This is a genomic window from bacterium (assembly GCA_041649255.1).
Classification (GTDB): domain Bacteria; phylum Hydrothermota; class UBA3073; order JACQXS01; family JAQTXJ01; genus JAQTXJ01.
Map to the genome: position 1 here is coordinate 146,221 of JBAZNK010000004.1, position 20,270 is coordinate 166,490.

Annotated in this window: 17 protein-coding genes and 1 tRNA gene; 6 read left to right on the forward strand and 12 right to left on the reverse strand. The window is 36.7% G+C overall.

Going from position 1 to position 20,270, the window contains the following annotated elements; genetic code table 11:
- Position 1: 1 nt before the first annotated feature.
- Entirely contained in the window at positions 2 to 922 is a 921-nt protein-coding gene (speE, locus tag WC614_04480; GenBank protein ID MFA5032258.1) for a polyamine aminopropyltransferase, read from the forward strand.
- 92 nt (positions 923 to 1,014) lie between these two features.
- Here the strand turns inward: speE and WC614_04485 are convergent, their stop codons facing one another.
- Positions 1,015 to 2,520 carry a glycosyl hydrolase family 18 protein gene (locus WC614_04485; GenBank protein ID MFA5032259.1) on the reverse strand — a complete coding sequence of 502 codons (1,506 nt, stop codon included), beginning with the start codon at positions 2,518 to 2,520 and terminating at the stop codon, positions 1,015 to 1,017.
- A 175-nt stretch (positions 2,521 to 2,695) separates the two neighbouring features.
- Between WC614_04485 and WC614_04490 the strand changes: the two genes are divergently transcribed.
- Entirely contained in the window at positions 2,696 to 4,165 is a 1,470-nt protein-coding gene (locus WC614_04490; GenBank protein MFA5032260.1) for an aminotransferase class I/II-fold pyridoxal phosphate-dependent enzyme, read from the forward strand.
- Positions 4,166 to 4,340: 175 nt separating this feature from the next.
- On the opposite strand, the gene WC614_04495 is transcribed toward WC614_04490, so the two are convergent.
- The 8 genes from WC614_04495 to WC614_04530 all read right to left on the reverse strand — a co-directional run bounded on the left by WC614_04495 (position 4,341) and on the right by WC614_04530 (position 14,081).
- Complete coding sequence (locus WC614_04495) at positions 4,341 to 5,075, reverse strand: gamma-glutamyl-gamma-aminobutyrate hydrolase family protein (GenBank protein ID MFA5032261.1); 735 nt, start codon at positions 5,073 to 5,075, stop codon at positions 4,341 to 4,343.
- A gap of 1 nt (position 5,076) precedes the next feature.
- Positions 5,077 to 6,531, reverse strand: a complete 1,455-nt coding sequence (locus WC614_04500) for a glutamine synthetase family protein (protein MFA5032262.1) — start codon at positions 6,529 to 6,531, stop codon at positions 5,077 to 5,079.
- 47 nt (positions 6,532 to 6,578) lie between these two features.
- Positions 6,579 to 6,652 (reverse strand) — tRNA-Arg (locus tag WC614_04505).
- A 168-nt stretch (positions 6,653 to 6,820) separates the two neighbouring features.
- Positions 6,821 to 8,152 (reverse strand): tyrosine-type recombinase/integrase, encoded by a 1,332-nt coding sequence (locus WC614_04510; GenBank protein MFA5032263.1) that lies wholly within the window; start codon positions 8,150 to 8,152, stop codon positions 6,821 to 6,823.
- 214 nt (positions 8,153 to 8,366) lie between these two features.
- Positions 8,367 to 9,041 (reverse strand): hypothetical protein, encoded by a 675-nt coding sequence (locus tag WC614_04515; GenBank protein MFA5032264.1) that lies wholly within the window; start codon positions 9,039 to 9,041, stop codon positions 8,367 to 8,369.
- Positions 9,042 to 9,429: 388 nt separating this feature from the next.
- The gene (locus WC614_04520) at positions 9,430 to 12,411 is read right to left on the reverse strand and encodes a CHC2 zinc finger domain-containing protein (protein MFA5032265.1); all 2,982 of its coding nucleotides are present in this window, start codon (positions 12,409 to 12,411) and stop codon (positions 9,430 to 9,432) included.
- Positions 12,386 to 12,706, reverse strand: a complete 321-nt coding sequence (locus WC614_04525) for a septation protein SpoVG family protein (GenBank protein ID MFA5032266.1) — start codon at positions 12,704 to 12,706, stop codon at positions 12,386 to 12,388. The genes WC614_04520 and WC614_04525 overlap by 26 nt, the downstream gene beginning before the upstream one ends.
- Positions 12,707 to 12,875: 169 nt before the next feature.
- The gene (locus WC614_04530; GenBank protein MFA5032267.1) at positions 12,876 to 14,081 is read right to left on the reverse strand and encodes a hypothetical protein; all 1,206 of its coding nucleotides are present in this window, start codon (positions 14,079 to 14,081) and stop codon (positions 12,876 to 12,878) included.
- A gap of 567 nt (positions 14,082 to 14,648) precedes the next feature.
- Between WC614_04530 and WC614_04535 the strand changes: the two genes are divergently transcribed.
- The 4 genes from WC614_04535 to WC614_04550 are packed head-to-tail and all read left to right on the forward strand — an operon-like array spanning position 14,649 to position 18,642.
- Positions 14,649 to 15,338, forward strand: a complete 690-nt coding sequence (locus tag WC614_04535) for a DUF697 domain-containing protein (protein MFA5032268.1) — start codon at positions 14,649 to 14,651, stop codon at positions 15,336 to 15,338.
- Complete coding sequence (locus tag WC614_04540) at positions 15,322 to 16,830, forward strand: hypothetical protein (GenBank protein MFA5032269.1); 1,509 nt, start codon at positions 15,322 to 15,324, stop codon at positions 16,828 to 16,830. Before WC614_04535 ends, WC614_04540 begins: the two co-directional genes overlap by 17 nt.
- A gap of 22 nt (positions 16,831 to 16,852) precedes the next feature.
- A complete protein-coding gene (locus tag WC614_04545) occupies positions 16,853 to 17,296 on the forward strand; it encodes a lecithin retinol acyltransferase family protein (GenBank protein ID MFA5032270.1) in 444 nt (147 codons plus the stop codon).
- A 35-nt stretch (positions 17,297 to 17,331) separates the two neighbouring features.
- On the forward strand, positions 17,332 to 18,642 hold the full coding sequence (locus tag WC614_04550; GenBank protein ID MFA5032271.1) for a hypothetical protein: 1,311 nt from the start codon (positions 17,332 to 17,334) through the stop codon (positions 18,640 to 18,642).
- Positions 18,643 to 18,699: 57 nt separating this feature from the next.
- Here WC614_04550 and WC614_04555 read toward each other — a convergent pair whose 3' ends face one another.
- From WC614_04555 to WC614_04565, 3 genes are all read right to left on the reverse strand, one after another.
- The gene (locus WC614_04555; protein MFA5032272.1) at positions 18,700 to 19,152 is read right to left on the reverse strand and encodes a hypothetical protein; all 453 of its coding nucleotides are present in this window, start codon (positions 19,150 to 19,152) and stop codon (positions 18,700 to 18,702) included.
- 15 nt (positions 19,153 to 19,167) lie between these two features.
- Positions 19,168 to 19,599 (reverse strand): JAB domain-containing protein, encoded by a 432-nt coding sequence (locus WC614_04560; GenBank protein MFA5032273.1) that lies wholly within the window; start codon positions 19,597 to 19,599, stop codon positions 19,168 to 19,170.
- 158 nt (positions 19,600 to 19,757) lie between these two features.
- Positions 19,758 to 20,258 carry a hypothetical protein gene (locus WC614_04565; protein MFA5032274.1) on the reverse strand — a complete coding sequence of 167 codons (501 nt, stop codon included), beginning with the start codon at positions 20,256 to 20,258 and terminating at the stop codon, positions 19,758 to 19,760.
- Between the last annotated feature and the right edge of the window lie 12 nt (positions 20,259 to 20,270).

The window sequence follows — 20,270 nt, forward strand, 5'->3', positions numbered from 1 at the left end:
TATGAATGAAAAATCGTCTAAAAACTGCCAGAATTGGGTTAAAGAAAAAATTTATCCACACTATACGGTAAAATATGAGATTAAAAATCTTATCCACGAAAAACAATCTCCTTTCCAGAATATAAAAGTCGTAGAATCCTGCCAGTTTGGGAAAATGCTGCTTTTGGATGATATTGTCCAGTTAACCGAGGTAGATGAATTTGTTTATCATGAGATGTTAGTTCATATCCCAATGTTAACGCATCCCGACCCGAAATTTGTCTATATAGTTGGGGGCGGAGATTGCGGAATATTACGGGAAGTTTTGAGACATCCCGTCAAAAAAGCAACTATGGTTGAGCTGGATAAAGATGTAGTTGATGAATGCCAAAAATATATGAATATAGCGGAAAATGTTTATTCCGACAAAAGAGCAGACATAATATGCGCGGAAGCAAGCATAACTCTGGAAAAAAGTAAAGATACTTATGACATAATGCTGGTAGATTCAACTGACCCTGTTGGAGAAGCGGTAAAACTATTTACACCTGAATTTTATAGAAATGCTTATTCGCGTATGAGTGATGACGGGATGATAGTTACTCAAAGCGGTTCTCCCGTGTTTCAACCGACTATGCTTCAAATGGTAGTTGATAATATGAAAGCAGTATTCCCGATTGTTAAAGTTTATACCGCAATTATACCAACTTATCCCGGGATTTACTGGTCTTTCACGGTCGGCTCAAAAAAACTTATTCCCGGTGAAGTAAAGATTGACAAATTAAATAAACGAATAAAAGAACGAAACTTAAGTTTTAAGTATTATAATTCTGAACTTCATCAATCCTGTTTTGTTCTGCCGGAATTCGTCAAATCTACTATCTCAAAGAAACTACCTTACGGTATTTTTAAGTCTAAAGATGTAATCTGGAATTTAGGATAGTCCTAAGGAAAAGATATTTATTGGCTTGTACTTTTCTGTATAGCCAATATGCTTCTTCGTAGCGCGACCATTTAGGGTCGCTTTCTTTCGCTTTACTTGTTTTTCAATACTATAAGACTTTTTGTTGCTTTGAAATTATCGGCTTCCATACGACAAAAATAGATTCCATTTGATACTTTCTGCCCGGCATTATCCTGTCCATTCCAGAAAACTCTATAATTTCCACTCTTTTGATTATTGGCAATTAGTGTCTTAATAATTCTACCTGTCCTATCATAAATCTTAATTCTAACCATTGCATCCTTAGGCAAAGCGTATTCAAGATAAGTCCCCGCAGTAACCGGATTTGGATAATTTTGGTATAACTTAAATTGAGAAATTTTGGGCGATTGCGTCTCTTCTACCGGAATTACCGTTTCCAGAATAGGACAAGAGTCGCCATCCATCATCTGTGATAACGTCCAGAACATCATTCCTTTCATATTATTGTTTAAACAATATGTTTTTTTTTCGGCTATGTAACGCGGTGTTTCATAAAATATAAGGCTTATATTACGCGGTTGTCCCCATATTTGCACGGATACCAAATCATTTACCGCCGGTGTATGCCAATACGAGCATTTGCCTGTATCGTCCCATGCTTCAACCATTTCAGGATTAGCAGTAAGAACCTGTTTTACCCAACTCCAGGTAACAAGGTTATCATTGGCAATACTGTAGGTTTCGCCTTCTACTCCTTCATTTAAGTCAGTATTTGAATATGGCGCTATTGGAGCGCGACCATTTCCGCTTAAATCCCCCCATACGGAGCCAAAACCTCCAACTCCCATCATAATCATTGAATCCGGAACACCTGCAGATGTCCATCTATTAAGAACATACTCTATTGAATACGGGTTAGAACCCGCAGAGTATAGAGGAGTTAAAGGTATCGGGATGAGCCATCCTCCCCATTGGGCTATATCAAGATAAGTCATCGGCATAAATACGTCAACTGCGTTTTTGGCAGGCGCTAAATCAACGGCATCTTGCCCCTGACAGCCCGTTGGGATAGTAATAATTGCATCCGGCCAGGCTGCTCTGAGTTTCTGCGCAAGTAGTACCAGTTTGGAGTAGTCAACGGCATCTTCCCAATCCAGATCTAAACCATCAAACCCCATTGGTTGTAATATAGCTTTAATGTTTGCAACAAAGCTGTCAATATTTGCCGTTGAAGTAGCCTTATTCCAGACGCTATCAGGATTAGAGCCTGCTCCGCCAAGCATACAAAGTATTTTTCGATTTTCAATATGTCCCGTATCTACATAGCTTTTTGCAGTGTTGCGCCAACTATTCCAGTCTCCGCTCCAACCATCAAGCACGGCTACGGTATACACGCCTCCTGTTTTTACCGGCCATAAATAACCAAGGCTTAAATGGGTAATATGCTCCCAGGGAACGTTTTGTGCAGGGACATCATTCCACTGGTAACAAGGATGATATGCAATCACCCACATATCTTTGGCAATTGAATCCTTTGTAGTTATTGTCATCGCAAAAATAACCGTCATTAAAAACAATACTGTTTTTTTCAACATACTAACTCTCAATGTTTTCATATTCTTCCCCTTTTTTATTTTAACCTTTATTATAATCTGAAAGTTTTTATCTATTCTACAATGAATGTCAAGGGAAATAATTGGTATACGAGTAAGAGGAATAACACTTTAATAAAAAAAATAAAAAAAAGTTTTGACAAAACATTTTTTAAGAATATGTTCCCCACAGCATTAAATGCTAACGCAAAAAGACACTCCCTATTTTGACGCGATGATTAAGTATGTAAGGGATAGGGTGGTTCCTTTTCATACTCCCGGGCACAAACAAGGCGGGGGAACGGTCAAAAAGTTTCGTGATCTCATCGGTGAGAAAGCTCTAAAATTAGACTTAGATATAGATGACATCGAAGATTACGACAACGCATTAAGATCCGCCCAAAAACTCACAGCAGAAGCTTACGGCGCAGACAATTCTTTTTTTCTGGTTAATGGCAGTACGGGTGGAATTCATACGATGCTTCTGGCGACCTGCAATTATGGAGATGAAATAATCGTACCCCGTAATGCCCATAAATCTGTTATGTCAGGAATTATTATGGCAGGCGCAGTTCCCGTGTTTATCCCTTACCAGATTGATAAAGAACTTCACGTCCCTTTTAACGTTGAACCCGAAGATGTGGAAAAAACAATAAAAAAACATCCAAAGGCAAAAGTATTAATTATAGCCAGCCCTACTTATTACGGGCTATCAACGGATACTCAAAAAATAGTTAGAATTGCTCATTCTTATGGAAAAACAATGTTAATTGATGAGGCATGGGGAGCTCATTTTAAGTTTCATCCCGACCTTCCTGTTTCGGCTATGGATGCCGGAGCTGATATGTGTACCAACAGTACACATAAATTGCTTTCGGGATTGACCCAGAGCTCTATGCTCCATATAAAAGGAAATAGAGTAAAAAAAGACAGAGTCAAATCAATGATCACTTTAATCCAGACAACAAGCCCGTCTTGCCTGCTAAGGGCTTCTCTTGATTGCACGCGTATGCAAATGGCTACTGAAGGGAAAAGTTTGCTGACAAAAGCTATCAGATTGGCAGAAAAAGCGCGAAACCATATTAATAAAATACAGGGATTATGTTGTTACGGCAAAGAATTGCTCGGCAAAAAGGGATGTTATGCTATGGACCCGACCCGTCTTATAATCACTGCAAAAGAACTTGGATATACAGGTTATGATATGGAAAAAATATTAAGAAAAAAATACAAAATAAAAGTGGAAATGGCGGATTTGTTTAACATTGTAGCAATTGTAAGCATAGGTGATACAGAGAAAAGAATTGACTATTTTCTCTCTTCTCTGGCAGATTTTGCCTCCAAAGAAAAAGGAAATGTTCAGAAAATCCAACAAATATCAAAAAAATACCGCAATATAATAGGTTCTTTGAATAATGTACCACAGCAGTTGTTAATTCCTCATCAGGCTCTTTTTAGTCCTCAAAAAGCCTTAACGTTATCCAACTCCATAGGGGGTATTTCGGCGGAGTTAATCGTTTCTTATCCCCCGGGCATACCTTTACTATTACCGGGTGAAAAAATTTCCGAAGAAGTTATTGACTACATTAAAATTGGAATGGAAGCAGGTATGAAGTTTACCGGAGCTGAAGATAATTCGCTAAAAACGATAAAAGTAGTATCTGACTGATTTTTACCTCGCCTAGCTGAAAAGGGCAGAATCTTTCGCTTTGCCGCCTGAGGCGGATCAGGTATCCTGCGAAGCGGGATAAGTTGGAGTAATGTTTCTAACTAAACAAACTCCAACTAAGAAATTCCTAAGCCAGAAAGGGCAGAATCTTTCGCTTCGCTCCAGATAGAAATCCCTAATCCAGCAGAGCTGGAAAGGGCTTTCTAGAGACTTTAATAAATTCCTTAAATAACTTCTCGTGTAACTTTGTCTGGCGCATTCGCTCGGGATGAAATTGAACACCTATACAGAAATGTTTTTTATCTTTGCTTTCTACTGCTTCAATAATTCCGTCGCTCGCAACTGCAGATACGATAAGACCTTTACCTAATTTTTTCAACGCCTGGTGATGGTATGAGTTTATCGTTACTTCATTATTACTATCAAGAATATCCTTGAAAAGTCCGAAAATAAAAGTCCCTTTTTTAATTTTCATCTGGTGCATTTCGTCACATTGTGATTTTTCATTTACGGGAGAATGCCTCAGCGGGTTTTTGCATTCCGTATATATATCCTGCATTAACGTCCCGCCGGTTGCAATATTCAACATTTGACAACCCCGGCATATACCAAGTAATGGAATTCTATTTTTTATCGCATACCGCGCAAGCTCTGTTTCAAGCTTATCTCTTGGAGTATCTATATTTTTTACTTTATCGGAATTTTTTTCACAGTAAGAACTTGAGTCTGCATCTCCCCCGCCGGGAAGCAATAACCCGTCAATTTTCTCATCAAGCTTTTTCTTTTTGAATTCGGACATAGAAATAATATACTCATATCTACCGCCAAAATCTTCAATTGTCCTTTTGTAGTTTACTAATTTTTCTTCTTTTGTATTAACTCCGTATGTAATGACAATAAGCGGTTTCATTTTAGTAATGCAGATATTTTTCTACAAGTTGCGGAATTTTTTCTTTGTTTTTATCGGGGTTATGAATAATCGCATCCTCTTCCTTAAAGGCCAATAAATCTTTTATAACATTATCTATTAGTTCAGGAGGAAATATCCTATCTTTTTCGTAATATGTTCTATCTTTTTTTAAGGCTTCTGCCGATTCTTCACAGGACAACGGCAAAATTTCCAATCCTTCTTTTAAAGTTTCTCTTTCGGCAACGTACAGTTTTTTCGTTATATCCAGAATGGAATTATCTTTTAATCCGTTTTCTATTGCTACAACTAACCCGGCAAGCAATAACTGCACGGCAGCAGTCCCATCTGCAGGTCTGAATTCTATTGTTGGAGTTGCATCCGGCAGGAAAATATTTTCACTTCCAGGATTGGCAACACTCATCATTTTATTTTCCGTATCCTGCCAGCCTAATGGGATTCTGACAAGCGCTTTCCTATTTCTCTCGCCCCAACATATAGCAGAAGGAGCATCTTTTTTACTCATAAAACGAAGATAAGAAATCGGAATCGGATTTCCAAAAGCGGTTAATGAAGGCGCAAATTTCAACATCCCGCCTATCATCTTTTGACTTTCAGTTGAAAGCTGTCCATTGGCATCAAATACGATATTTTTCTTTCCCTGGAGTAATTCAAGATGAAAATGCAATCCTGTTCCTGTTTCACCATATTTAGCAACAGGAGCAAATGTTGTACTCACTCCATACTTTTTTGCTATACTGCAGACTACCCATTTTGAAATAACAACATTTTCTGCTGCTTCACAAATCGGGACAGGAAGAAATTCAATTTCATGCTGTTCGGCAGAAAAATTATCATTGTATTTTATTTTACCGCTCTCCGTATGAGCATATTTAACCGGTATTTTCAAGAAGGCTAATGTATCCAATATCTCATTTCTCATATCCTCCCATACTGCAAACGGAGAAGAATCATGATAGTGTTTTTTATGTGTATTAAATAAATCATAAGTATTTGGATATATTACAAAATATTCCAATTCTCCTGCGGCTTTCAGCGTTAAACCGGTTTCTTTTTCAAACCTTGATACTGCATTTTTTAATATATTTTCCGGCATAATATCAAGGGCGTTACCATCTTTATCAAAGAACGAACATAAAATATTAAGAGCAGGGATAGCGGTAAAAGGATCCGGAAAAGCATCACGATATCTTGGAATAATATATAAATCTGCAGATTCTTCTTTTGCGCCCGGGAAAACTCCAGCCGTCCGTTCTCCTAAAGACAATACAGAATCTATATAAGACATATCCGTTGCAGGGAAACTAAGTTGTTTGAACTTGCTATCGCTCCCAGTATAACAAAAGTTAAGAATTTTTATTTTATTGTTTTCTATATAATCAAGGATATCTTCTTTGTAAACGTCTCTTTTGCTAAAATTTTGCGCTAAGAAATTCATATTCCATCTCCTTTTACTTGCCCGTTTTTATTCGGCAGGAAATTTACTACCCTCGGTGAGACTTGAACTCACAACCTACGGATTAGAAATCCGTTGCTCTATCCAGTTGAGCTACGAGGGCATAGGGTTTTACAAGAATTCATTTTTCATTTCTTCCGAATTTCTTCCAAAAATTTTTCTATGGTACATAAAAATGAATTGTTCCCCATTCCTTTTGGTATTATATAATATTATAATTTTGTCAAGGAAAATACGGGGTAGTTATAATTATAAGCTACCCCGTATAATTCTATTTTTGTTCTTGCTTCTTGTAGATTTTTGCTATTGCATCGTCAAGATATGGTTCAGAAAAATGCGAATATCTCATGGTCATCTTAAAATCTTTATGTCCCATAAGTGTTTGCAGTGCTGTGAGAGAACATCCACTCATTGCCATAAAAGAGGCAAAGGTATGCCTAAGATCGTGAAATCTAAACCCTTTGAGTCCTGACTTCAGTACAGCAGCATCAAAAGATTTTCTAAAATTACTACTATCAAAGACTTTGTTCCCTACCCTTAGTATATCGCTTAACGTTGCATATAGAGTAGGATTTATCGGGAGCACTCTCTTCGCATTGTTTTTGCTATTCTGTACAATAAGTTTCCTGTTTGCGAAATCAATGTCCTTCCACTCAAGATTTAATATTTCTCCCTTTCTCATCCCTGTATTAAGTGCAGTAATAACAATGGGCTTTAGATGAGGGACACAGGCATTTACAAGAGTTTCCATCTGGGAAGTTGTCAAGTAATTAAGCCTGCCCGGAGGTTCTTTGAAGAACTTTATTTTCTTTACAGGATTGTCAAATGCCAGTCCCCATTCAATTGCCTTCGTAAATAAATTTTTCAGTACGGCTAATTCTCTGTTTATTGTAGCAGGGGCAACCTTGCCAGAGTTTTTCCTATCTAATTTATATTGCTCAATCTCCTGGGACTTAATATCCGTAAGCTTTCTATTCGAGAATAAAGGTATAAACCTCCTCTTAATAACACTTTCTTTATGCTGAGCTTGTAGGGGAGAATTGTTCCCTCTACAATACTCAATGTATCTCGGAACAAAATCGGCAAATTTCACGGGTTTCTTATCTTCAATGCCAAGGAATTCTTTTCTCTCTATTTTCAAGGTAATATCCATAAGCGATTTCTCCGCTAAATCTTTTGAAGCACTTACTATTTGCTTCTTTTCCCTTCCGGTACTTGGATCAACAAAACGCATTCCATATTTGGTCCCTGATTTGTTCACTGTTTTATAAACGCCCTTCATTAAAACCTCCTTTCTGTTGGTATCTGAAGAAGGATTACAAGGTTTTGTGGTTACAATTTGTTGTGAATTAAAACCTTGTTTTTTCCTCTCTATTCTTCTTATACCACAATCAGAAAGGGGTTTCCCGTCACATGAGGGCATTTTATCTTTCCACTCTTGTATCTTAGAGACTTCAAATTTTACGAGACGACCAATCTTCACAAATGGTATGGTTTTGTAGTGTGTATATGAATAAACCGTGGATTTTTTTATACCCAATAGATCTGCTACTTGTTCTATGTTTAGCAAATTGTTGAGCTTTACAGATTCCTGATTTAACACAGTTCCCCCGCATTTTATACGTTTTCCCCTTAATAAGGAGAAAAAATATTTCTAATGAATCACCCACGCTCCATTTGGGGCGGGCAATTACAAGCTAAATAAAATGCGAGAGAAACTCTCGCTATAGCCCGTAAACACAGGGCTTTATAATGTTATCGACTTCATAACATTTTTCTAGGATTTACAGAAATCCCAGATAATTTTTTATTTTATACTAAATGGTTCCTGCCGGTCTATCTACTTGCCCATCTCGGGTGTCACCTTTCTGTTGCACGGATATGGTTATTTTAACCTTTTTCCCAACTAATTTATCTAGCTTGTCCTCGATGATGACAAAATTGTCTTTATGTTTCTTCTCATTGAATATTTTGAATCCTTCGAGAGAATGTTCTAACCGTCCAGAGACCTTTTCAATAATACTGTATCGGAGTAATGTATGCTCTCCAGCCTTGGTAATTTCACGATACAATTGTCCTGCGCTCCAACTATTATCCGAGGCTTTATCCAACCACTCTTGGGCTCTGGCATCATCTTCTATATCAAGGACTGCAGCAAAATGCGAAAAAAACAGGTAATCATATTTCCCCGTTTCTCTTATTTTCTCGAACCTTTTCCACACATCCATCAACCTTTGAACCCATTTAATCGACTGCCTCGTATCCTTGGCAATCTCTGGTGCTGCATCTGCCTCTGGAAACTTTAGAGCTGCTTTTGAAGCCCAAAGAGCTGCGTCCCACGTTCCCGCGTCTCCGTACTTCAAAGCCTGGCGAATTCTTTCGCAGACTTCCTCGTAGCTATACTCGTGCTCCTGAACGTATGCGTAGTCCGGAGCTACGTACCCACCTTCTGGTCCAATCCCAGTGGCAAGGGTTTTGCTATCTACTGGCATGTTTTCTCCTTTTCTTCTTGCATTTTAGCAAGAAAAATTGTTTGTTTAATATTATATGTTTATAAATCTTTTTTAAACTTATCTTCCATTTTTCACCTAACAGATTTGTATTAAATAAATGTTAGGAATAAAATCTCTATAAACCCTTGATATATAAACAAAAAAAGTTATTCCTAACACATAACGGTTTTTTGTAACAAAGGGAGACGGTTTTATACTAATAATTATTAAGAGTGGACTAACTAAATTTTTTTGTACACGTGTGTTATTACTCCCTATAAAACTGTTAGGATCTGTAAGGTCCCTGTTGTTCAATGTCAAATAACAGATTCCCGACCTAACAGTTCCTAATAATTGCCTAACAGTTTGAAAAACTGTTATGAAAAATTTATTCATTTTTGTTGTCAAATGCATCCTTATTAAACACCCAGCAGCTAACAGTTTTACCAGCCTCAGGATCCCAGACTGACTGTGACGGACTACTCCTGTTTTCAGTTGTTACAAGGTAGCCAGCGTCTTTCAAATTCCTACCCAAGGAGTTCTTACTAAATTTGACATGGGTAATTCTTTCCACTTCATTGATAGCGATAGTAGGGTAAATACAAATTATTTCTACTTCTTTTGTTCCACCTTCGATCTCGTCCGGAATAGTTTGTTTGCCGATGAATCCCACTTTCTTGCCTTTTTCATTCAATTCTATGACAGGTTCTTTCAGCAAAAGTTGTTTAGTGGCAAGAAGTTCCCATATAGTCTGCATAAAAATTATCTCCTTGTGTTCCAAAGGAATACTTTCTTTCACCATTGCAGAAGTCGTAGTTAGAATTTCACAGGCTTTCTTAAATAAATTATCCAAAAACATTTCAGAAATGTCGCATTCATCCATCAGAAAAGCAAAAAAAGTTTTTAGGGCAGTTAAATTCGCTTTTACGGCTATATCTGTTTGGTCCATATCATCCCCATCAAAGTAGGATATCCCATTTCGCTGAACCCAGGCAATATAATGTGGCATAAGCATTCTTAGACAATGTCTGTTTTTATCAAACTTTTTAATTTTTGCTGTGCTATGTAAGGGCTTTTCGCACCTGATAATTAAAGACCGTCGGAGAACTGATGCAAGGTTAGGCGGAAATTCTTCTCCAGTAACTATAAGTTCGCCCCGTATATAATACTCTGGTCTGAATTGTAAATTGCGCTGCAATCTTCCGCGTCCATGTTGGTCGTAAAAATTTTGCAGAACTCTTTCTGCATCCCTGCCCTTGGTTTCCAATTTGAAATCATCCCAAATAAAAGGAGCATCCTTTATGTAATACCCCATTTTTTCAATTGCATTTGCAGTTGAGCTAATTGATGGAAGCCCAGCGTCCATGTGATGATCGGCATAAAAATTGAGAGCAGCTTTAACGGAAACAGTTTTCCATGATCCTGTCAGTCCCTCTAAAAATAGAACAGTAGGTGGAATTTCAAGTTCTCTTCTGATAGGCGCCAATGCAATTTGACCCAAAAGGGGTATCGTAACTTTATGCGAAGTAAGATTAAGAAAGTCATTGAGAACAAAATTGGCAGCTTTTTTAAGCTCATCTTTATCATTTGTTAAAATGAAATCATAATTTTTTATTGCACTATTTTCACCGTCAATTATGAATTTTATTTCATTGTTGGGACTTACTATACCATTTTTAATTATTACGGAAGGTGTGATATAGGCATTGTCACTGTATCCTATAGTTCTCGTGCCTTTTATTGTTTTTGCTTCTTGGTTAAAATGCCTTGCCAGAACTCGGATTAGACCTAATTTTTTGTCTGGCCAATACAAACCAGTTGGTTTTCTATGGGTTATTGCTTTTTCAAACTCTTTGTTGTCGCAAAGTACATTTTCCCCGACAGTAAAATTTAAATTTTCATTATTAATAATTAAGTTACCTGTGTATTGCGATTCCCCTTCTTCTATGGAAATTACCGTATCTATTCTCAATTTGAAGTTGGACAATTGTTCTTCTCTCGGAATCTTTTCCCTATCTATTATTATTGTCTTTATTTCTGCATACCCAGTGCCATTTTCCAAATATTCTTTACTATCAATTGTGACTATTTTTGTTCCTATTCCCGTATCTTTTTGGATTTCTTCTTTCAGGGCTTCTGGTGTAGATTGTGTAGCAGATGCTACTTCTTTCACGAAATCTTCTAATTCAACCCCATCAAGTCCTTCTTCTCTAGCCCATTGCACTGCTTCCTGACGTGCCGTTATAATTCCTTCTGGTGTGTCCTTATTGTTTTGTGTAATTGTTCTTGCAACCCATTGGTATGGAAGTAATTTACTTTTTTTCACTATTTCAGCAAATTTATTGATATCTCCGATTCTGCGTGCATAATCGCAGGGATCCTCCCCTGGTTTATAGTCATTAGGCGAAATTATACATATATTTAATTTGTCTTTATTTTTCAGAATATTTTGAATATATTTAACCCCACCTTCATCATTATCCGGCATCACATAAACCTCATTTATACCTAACCGGGATAGGTTTTTTAATGCTACGCCATTTAATGCGCTTCCCGACCGACATAGCGCTTCTGTCGGTTTCCCATACGCTAAGAGAGAAAGCGTATGTATACTAAGGCAATCGAATTCACCTTCTACGAGGAGGGTGTTTTTTAGTGTGTTTTGAGATGTATAGAAATTTAAACCAAAAAATCCAGAATCCCCGCCAGATTTCGTCCCACTCTTCCCTAGAAAAATAGTTTCTTTTGTTTCCGGGATTCTAAGTTTAAACCTTGATATCCTTGTAAAATCATTATAGTATATAAAAACTGTACTTCCATTCCAGTCCTGTCTCCTCCTCAAAAATCCATTCATCAAATCATCTGGCATCCCTAATTTATTACAGAAATTTTTTGTTTCTGCCTCTCCAGGATACAATCCAATTGGTAATTTCGCCCATACATCATTAGGAATACCCCGTTTTATAAGCCAGTTTCTTGTTCTTTCTCCTGACGGGTGCGTTATCAAGTTTTCTTTGAAATAATCACCAAGTTTTTCGTAAAGATCCCCGCGTTTTTTAGTCTCTTTTATATGCGCAATATCAACATCTTTAAGCTCTATGCATTCTCTCTTTGCCAGTATTGATAACGCTTCTACGTATTCACAGTTGTTCTTACGCATTACAAGCGTAATCGCATTTCCATTTTCCCTACATCCGAAACAATGATATTTGGCTTGGTCATCGGAGGTTTGATATATAGAGAGTGAAGGATTTTTGTCCTCGTGGAATGGGCATTGAAAATGTTTTCCCTTCTTAATAGATTGGGGATAGAGCTCTTGAAATAATATGTAAAGCTCTTCGGAGTTACTTAAAACTTTTAGCGGTTTCATATATCTCATTCCTTATTTCATTTAATTTGTCAAATATTGCGTTATTTATTTGTTCTCCAAATTCTTGGGAAATGGGGTTATAGTAAAAATACTCTGAACCGGATTGGGTCTTCTTCAAAGGATAAGAAAGGAATAATTTCCCCTCTTCTGTGCGTTTAATAGCAATATCGTTTAAGCGTAAAGAGTTGCCTAGTATAACTTCTGCGAAGGCTATAATCCCATTTTTACCGTACAACGATAATCTTACTTCCGTCACGTTTAGTTCATTTCTTTTGATTGTTTTTTCTGTTTCCATACCCTCAGTCTAATAGAATATTGATAAATCTCCTATTAAATAGGGCAATTCGAAGAGTTTTTTTTTATCTCACTGAATTTAAGTATTAAGTAATATGGGAAAAGCGGAATTTACTTAGATCTCGATAAAAAATTTTAGTTAGGTAAATCGTGACTAATTTGGGGAAATATCAAATGATTTTTATTTTTTCAGGGCTAATGAGTGTTGTATTCAGTTCATACCCTTTTGTAATGCCTGGCGTACTACTCTTAATCTTACCGTCTTTTATAATGTTGCCTGTTATAAATTTTCTAAAAGTCTTCTTTAGCTTGTAAATAATGTCATAGACATAATCATAGTTGTGAAGTCGCTTTTGGGCAACAGGCTCTTGGTTTGTAGCCAAACTTTCGTTTTTTTGTTTTCCTGGTAATTCTATACTGCTCAACTCTTTTGCCGTAATAGGCGGTTCTTTCTTTTTAGCTCTTTCGACAATTATTCTTAGAACATGGGCTTCGTTAGGACTTATGTTTATTATTCCCATCCCTTTATAATTGAAATAGTTTTTATTATACCCCTTTCCCTTATCCTCATGAATATATAAGTCATATTTAGAATGTTTTCCTTTTACCTCAATGATTTCTTTTGTCTTTTCTATATAGTAATTTAATACTTTGAGTATATTTTGAAAATAATCTTTGCCTGCAATTTGAGGCAAGAAAACAATATACCCTTTTCCGCGCTTTATAGCACAGGCTACTACCGTTTCCTTAATTACGGCTATCTTTTCTAATCCCGGATATGTTTCTTTTCCTCCTTCATCTATTAATTTTATAGATCGGTATGCTGTTTTCTGTTCAGGATTAAAGTCAGGGATAGAAGGAACTATTGTTACTGCTTCTGATTCGGGTTTTGAGAATGGTTTATACTGAATATCGAGTATGTCAAAAAAATCTGCAAGGTCTCTACAAGGGATTGGCACTAGTTTAGGGGATGACATAGCATAGCCATCCATAAATTCTACACAGGCGTTTTCTATATATGTATTTTTATCATCGATTGTATTATCATGTCCATCCAATAGTATAACAACTTCTCCGTTATTTACCCAGTCAGGAACGGAATTTATAAACTTCTTCCAATTGCTATCTTCACTTTTATATTCCGCTATCGTTTCTTTAATCATTTTCTTTTCGTCCCATCTCGGACAACCAAGTGATGTTGTTAAATCTATTACCAGTGCTGAATACTCAAACAATGATGAATCCCCAGCTTTAAAGTCAGTAAAATCTCTAATATCAAAAGAGAAATTTCCATTATTTGTTTCTGTGTCTAATAAGAGTTTCTTATCTCTTTTATCCTCATATATCTTACTTGATAGTACTAATATTTTGTTCATGCTATGATTAGGATGTAGGGAGACTTTGTTTACGGTTGATTTTAAGCACTTTTTGGATTTTGACTTGGTTCGGTTTAGTCGGCTCATTTTTTATAACAAAGTGCTACTTAACTTTTTGAAGATAATATAGAATACGTTAGAAGTCAAATGAAAATAAATAATGTGATTTGAAAAACAACCTACACGGGCAAATACGTTACGAAAACGTCAAAAAATAAAACTTCCTTGACTTTTTCTCCCTCCCGCTTTACATTGGAATCAGTTCTTTGATACTTAAAATGTAAGTTGTAACTTGCTTGTTTAAATAGCTCCACGAGAGCCATGTGAGTTACCCTAGTGGCGAAAGCTACAGGGGGTAGTCTATTGCTCCAAGTCTCTCGTGGAGTAACTACGGTTTCGATCGTAGTTGAGCAATTGGACCGCCCCTTTTTTATTAGCCAGGGGACGTTAACATTAAAGTTTATAGGAAGGAGATGTCTTCTTCTTATAATTCTTATGCCATTATTCTTGTGGCTTTTGAGATAGTTAGGATTTAATTCAAGCGTAGAAGCTTGAAGGGAGGGCAGGATGACAGAAGAAGGAACAGATAAGTATACGGAGGCGATGGGGATTGTTAAAAAACACTCTTTTTTAGCAGCAATAGCTGCTCTCTCACCCTATCCAACAACTGATCTTGTAGGTATTGGCGGAGTGCAAGTAACAATGCTAATTAGGCTATCAGAACTCTTTGAGCTTAGTGCTGAACTGGAAGAATACAAAAATATAATAATCGGGGCTCTCGATGGTCTCATAACCGGAAAATTTCTTCAAGGGGCCGCCAGCATGGTTAAGTGGATCCCGGTTGTTGGAACCATTTTAGGAGACATAATTCAGGCTCCTATTGCTTTTTGTACAACTTATGCGCTTGGAAGAGCTATGATACATTTTTGCATGCAAGGCGTTGATATAACGACAGTTGATAGAGCAGAATTGCAAGGACAAGCTAAAGGATACATTCAAGAAGGAAAAGAGTTATTAAAACAAGAAGGGCGAAATATAGGGGAAAAATCAAAGGATAAACAATATGTAAAGGAAGCGTTTGAAGATATGAAACATCTTCTTAACTCTTTCGCTAAAGGCGAGGAATTTGTTAAAGAGTTGAGCAAGTTGTTCAAAGGAGCTTACGAAACGGCTAAAAAGAATGCAGAGTTAGATAAAATACTTATTGGACAAGGGAAGGAAATAAAAGAAGGAGGTAAAAATGCCAGAAATAAATGAAGAAAAAACTACATTCGGGATAGTATCATATAACCCCGGAGAGTTAAAAGAATGGGATTCTGCTATGGAAAAAACAATATCTACCCTCAAACAGTCTCGTGTTGAAGCAGAAGCATTTGCAAGAGACGCTGTTCAATGTCTTTGTATTACTGAACAAAATATGTCCACATTACAAAATCAAAATATCCTGGGAAGAATATGGGGCACAATCACAGGTGGCAATTCTCGACTTCGGGATGACTCTACTCATAATCTGGCTAAGGCACAGCACAATACTTTGAAGTTGTTAAATAAATTAGGCGAACAAGATGTTTTACTTATGCATACAATTATTGCGGTTACTAATTACGCAAAATATATCCATACAGAGAACACGCGTCTCCGAGAAATATTGATAACTAATTTCAATGTCATAAAAGAAAAGATTAAGAAACACGATGAAGAAATAGAAAATATAAAAACTATAATTGAAGTAATCCAATGGGGTCAAACTGCCTCTGTGAAAGGTTACGATGAATTAGAAAAACCATTACGGTTATTTAAAATGATATATGATTTCAGTAAGCTGAAAGTGGAATCTGGCTACTGGAGGACTAATAGTTTAGATTGTTTCAAGTCAGCATTGTTAGGTTGTGGATTCTCAAAAGATGAATCTATATCAATTAAGGATTTAATTCACAAGATGATAAAACTACTTTCTGAGGAAAAAACACAGGAAATTAGAAAATGGCTTAGTCTTGATAAAACAAAAACATCAGAAGATTTTGTTATCTTACCTTTACTTTATTCTTTAGATGAAACTACTCACATATTTATGGAGACATGGAAATATAAGATAATACCTAATTTGATTGAAAAGGCAAAGAAAGAAGGAGTTGAACTTGATGCAAAAGAGTGCCTGTATGATATTTCAATTGACTACTTGAAAGCCAATGGAATAGATACGGATACAGAATTGAAAATTTTTGACTTGGCTGTAGATATACTACAAGGGAAAAACCTAATTGAAACTTTAGATAACCCTGTAAAGCTTTCCAGTAAAAAAGAAAAAAAAGGACACGAGACCACATCCAAAGCTTCTTCCGGAGAGAGAGGTGAAAAGCCTTCCTCAAAACCCATAGATAAAAAAAAGATTACAATAGGTGATTTAAGTAAAGGATTAAGAGATTTTATTACAAGTAGTGAGCGGGATGATTGTTCATCAGCGACTAAGAGATCTAGAGAGAAACTTCTACAAAACCCTGGAGATTTAAATACTTGGTTTGCACTGGGGAAGTGTTATATTGCAGGTAGGCAGAAGGATCAGGCAGCAGAACCTCTCGTAAATGCACTTTTAAAGTTTGGAATGGTAGAAGTAGCAAAAAAAATAAATGAAGCTGCTAAGAAAGCGTGGGGATATGGTGCTATTGATGATGATGAAGCAGACTGGGATTGGTATAAAAGTACTCAAAAAGAACGTCCATACGCCAAATTAATGAATAAAAAGAGCTAACAAACAATATTTGGAGTTTTATATGTCTTATAAAAAATTAAAAGATGGACTATACTGGGTAAAGAAGAAGAAACGCCTATGGACAGACCATCATGCTATTTTAGATAGTACTGGGAAGCTCTTAGCCCCTTTCTTTAAATACAAAAGAAAATGCAATTCTGCTCTTATTATTGAACAGACCCGACCGAGGATACGGGTTAAAAGTCTTTATCTTACCGGACAATGGGAGGTAGTTGGGAAAATACCTAAGAGATATGAACAAGAAGCGCTAAACAGAATTAAAAAAGCATTAAAAGACCCGAATTATAATTTGTTTGTGAATAATTGCGAGCATTTTGCTCGGTGGGTTGCAACCGGCAAGAGGGAATCCAGGCAAGTGCAAATGAGAATGGTCGTAGCTGCTACACTGGCTGGAGTTGTTATATTGAGTGCTATCGGAGGTCTTGGAGCTGAAAGCGAAACGTAGGTAATCAAGTTATATGACTTGAAGGGAGGACGAAGATGAAAAAGTTTTTAGCTATCGTTGTATTTTTATGCAGTATAGTATGTGGCACAATTAATGGAACTGTTGAAGCACCTAAGGCTTCTATAAACGTAATGCATACAACTTCCACAACTAAGTGGACTTTTGAAGAGAAATATGGGAAATTCACGGAGAAAAAGAATACGAAAGAATGTAAAACCTACGATGAGAAAGGAATGTTAGTAGACGAAACTACATATTGGTATCGTCCTGGATATGAAATATTTCACTCAAATGGTAGCAATCCACTTATCTCCACAATGCCTGGGAGCAGATACGAAGAATTTATATATAGAGATAGTTTGTATGAGGTAGTATATATGGGCGAGAGGAATGATAGGGGACAGGATAAATTTGTGATGAAATCTAATGGCATATATATTACAGAAAAAGGACAACATGTAAATTCTTTTCCGCATAGGTTCTATTTTTTGTGTAAATACAATAATAAAGGTGATATCATAGAGGATCAAGGTAACACATATACATACCAATACAATACCCAAGGAAAACCTATTGAAAAAAATAGATATTATAAAAGCGGGAGGGTCGTATCTAATGGTCTGACTGGTGAATATATGGAACTTGCCGGGAAATTAGCCAATAAAGCAATATGGAAATATGATACCTTAGAACGCTTAATAAAGAGAAGTGTATATGATTATTTAGGAAATCTGATAAATGACTTGTCTCGTGCGTATAGTGCTGATGATAGTATGATTAAGAAATCATTATCTTCAGAGAAGTTAGCATGGGTGAATGAGTTGTCTCGTGTATATGGTGCTAATAATATTATTATCGAGAAAACAGATAAAATCACGCAAAAAATGGATCCTATATATCGTAGTAAAGTAATTGATGAAGAAATAGAAAGTGAATTGGCTATATATAATAAAGAAGAGAAGCTATTAAAAGGAGAAACTGATTCTGGAGTTGTAGAATGTGAATACAATAATGGGAAACTGGCAAAAAGCAAATGTTTCAGATCTCCTGTTGATTTAGACCACCCCGAAAGCTCTCAAATTACAGTATGTGTTTATGATACTAATGAAAATTTAATAACTCATTATGTTTATCCTCCATATGATTCGGCGACATACAAATATGATTCTAACGGAGATATTTTGGAAAAAGAACATTGGGGTGAGGATAGAAACTTGGACGATAAAACAACTTATGAATACGAAAATAGAGAAAAATATAAAAAAATAATAGCAATAGTGTATAAACACAGAATTAATGAATTTATCCCGGCGGGTAAAATAGAATCAGAAATCTTTTATTGGTAAGCAATATCGAAGTTAACACAGCGGGCAGGAACTTAATCCCACCCGCTGTTGTTTTCATCAAATCATCTTGGAAAGCACGTCCTTGACGGCTTTCGTTTGCCCAGCCATCCACAAATCCTCAAATAGCTTGTCCTTGAGTTCTTTCAGCCGCAGTTCTTCTTTTGCCACATCTATCTGTGGTTTGACCTTTGATTCAACTAATTTGTCAATTTTATCCCCATGGAAAATTCCGGCTTTCCAGTCCTTCCAGTTAGTATAACCGTATCCGGAGCCAAGTTGTTCCTTTATTTCTGATTCTAATGCCTCGGTTTTCTCGTATAGCTCTACCAGAGCTTCTACTGATTTATCAATTCCCAGCTCAGAAACTACTTCCTTCTTTATCCGCTCACTGAGCTCTCTATGCTCGGTTCTGACTTTACCTATCGCTTTATCATATTTTGAGAGTAATATTTTCTCTGCCTTTTGTCTTAGCATAATTGTTACATTCCCGCCATTATCAACGTTTTTCATCTTATCCCCCCTTTCTTACATTAGTTTCTCAATCTTCAAAGATATCCAACTCTCCCCGCCAAGTATTACGTGGTCTAATAGCGGAATATTAAGTATTTTACCCGCCTCCATAATTTGTTTTGTAATTTCTTTATCCTCTCTACTTGGCTCCGGTTCCCCGCTTGGGTGGTTATGCGCAAGAATTATACTTGCCGAATTCGCCAGAATCGCAGGTTTGAAGACTTCTCTCGGATGTACCATGCTCGCATTCAAAGTCCCAACGCTGATTGTATTGATACATAAAACTCTGTTTTTGCTATTTAGGCACAACACTACAAAATATTCCCTGTCCTTTTTCCGTAAGTCTGACAAGAGTTCCCATACTGTTTGCGGAGTTTTTACGGCAGGTCCCATTTTTTCGACTGTTTCTCGTATCATCTCAATTCGCACCGCTAACCCTTTGTACATCCAACACCTCCCGTGAATGTGGCCAGGCGACGAGCTACCATTACTCTCGTTCTTAATCGTGCTGTGGCGTGCAGAACCTGATTTGTTTTTTCTCGGGCAAGAAGACAGCCTGGCACAATCTTTTTATCTGTCTCTTTTTTACGCCAGGACTTGCCCTGTTACCATACTTTATATCTTACTAACAATTCAATTCCTCCGATTAAAGCGCCCATCAGATACCCTGAAAATACTACTGTAAGTCCCGATGGGAATGCTGCGGTTACAATTTTATTCAATGTTACGCCGGCATTACTTTTTACTGTTGCATTATTTGAAATTAATTCTTTAAGGTCTATCTCATCGAAAACAGTTTCCAAAATTTCCTCCAGTTTTCTTTTATCACATAGTGCATTTAGCTTTCCGGTGGTCTCGTTGTACCAGCGTCTACCGAAGAATTTCGCTACCCATGGGATGTTAGCATCTATATTATCTGCCAACTCTTCAATCGTAGGTCCTAATGCAGCGGCAATTTCGGAAACAGGTAATGATTTTATTGAAACTTTTTCCGTTATTTCCTCGTTCATTCGTTGTTCTAATTTCCCTGAGATTGTTTTTACAAGAGCCCAAAGGATGAAAATACAAATCAAAGGGTTCAAGACAAATGCTTGTACATATACCATCTTTGCCTCCAA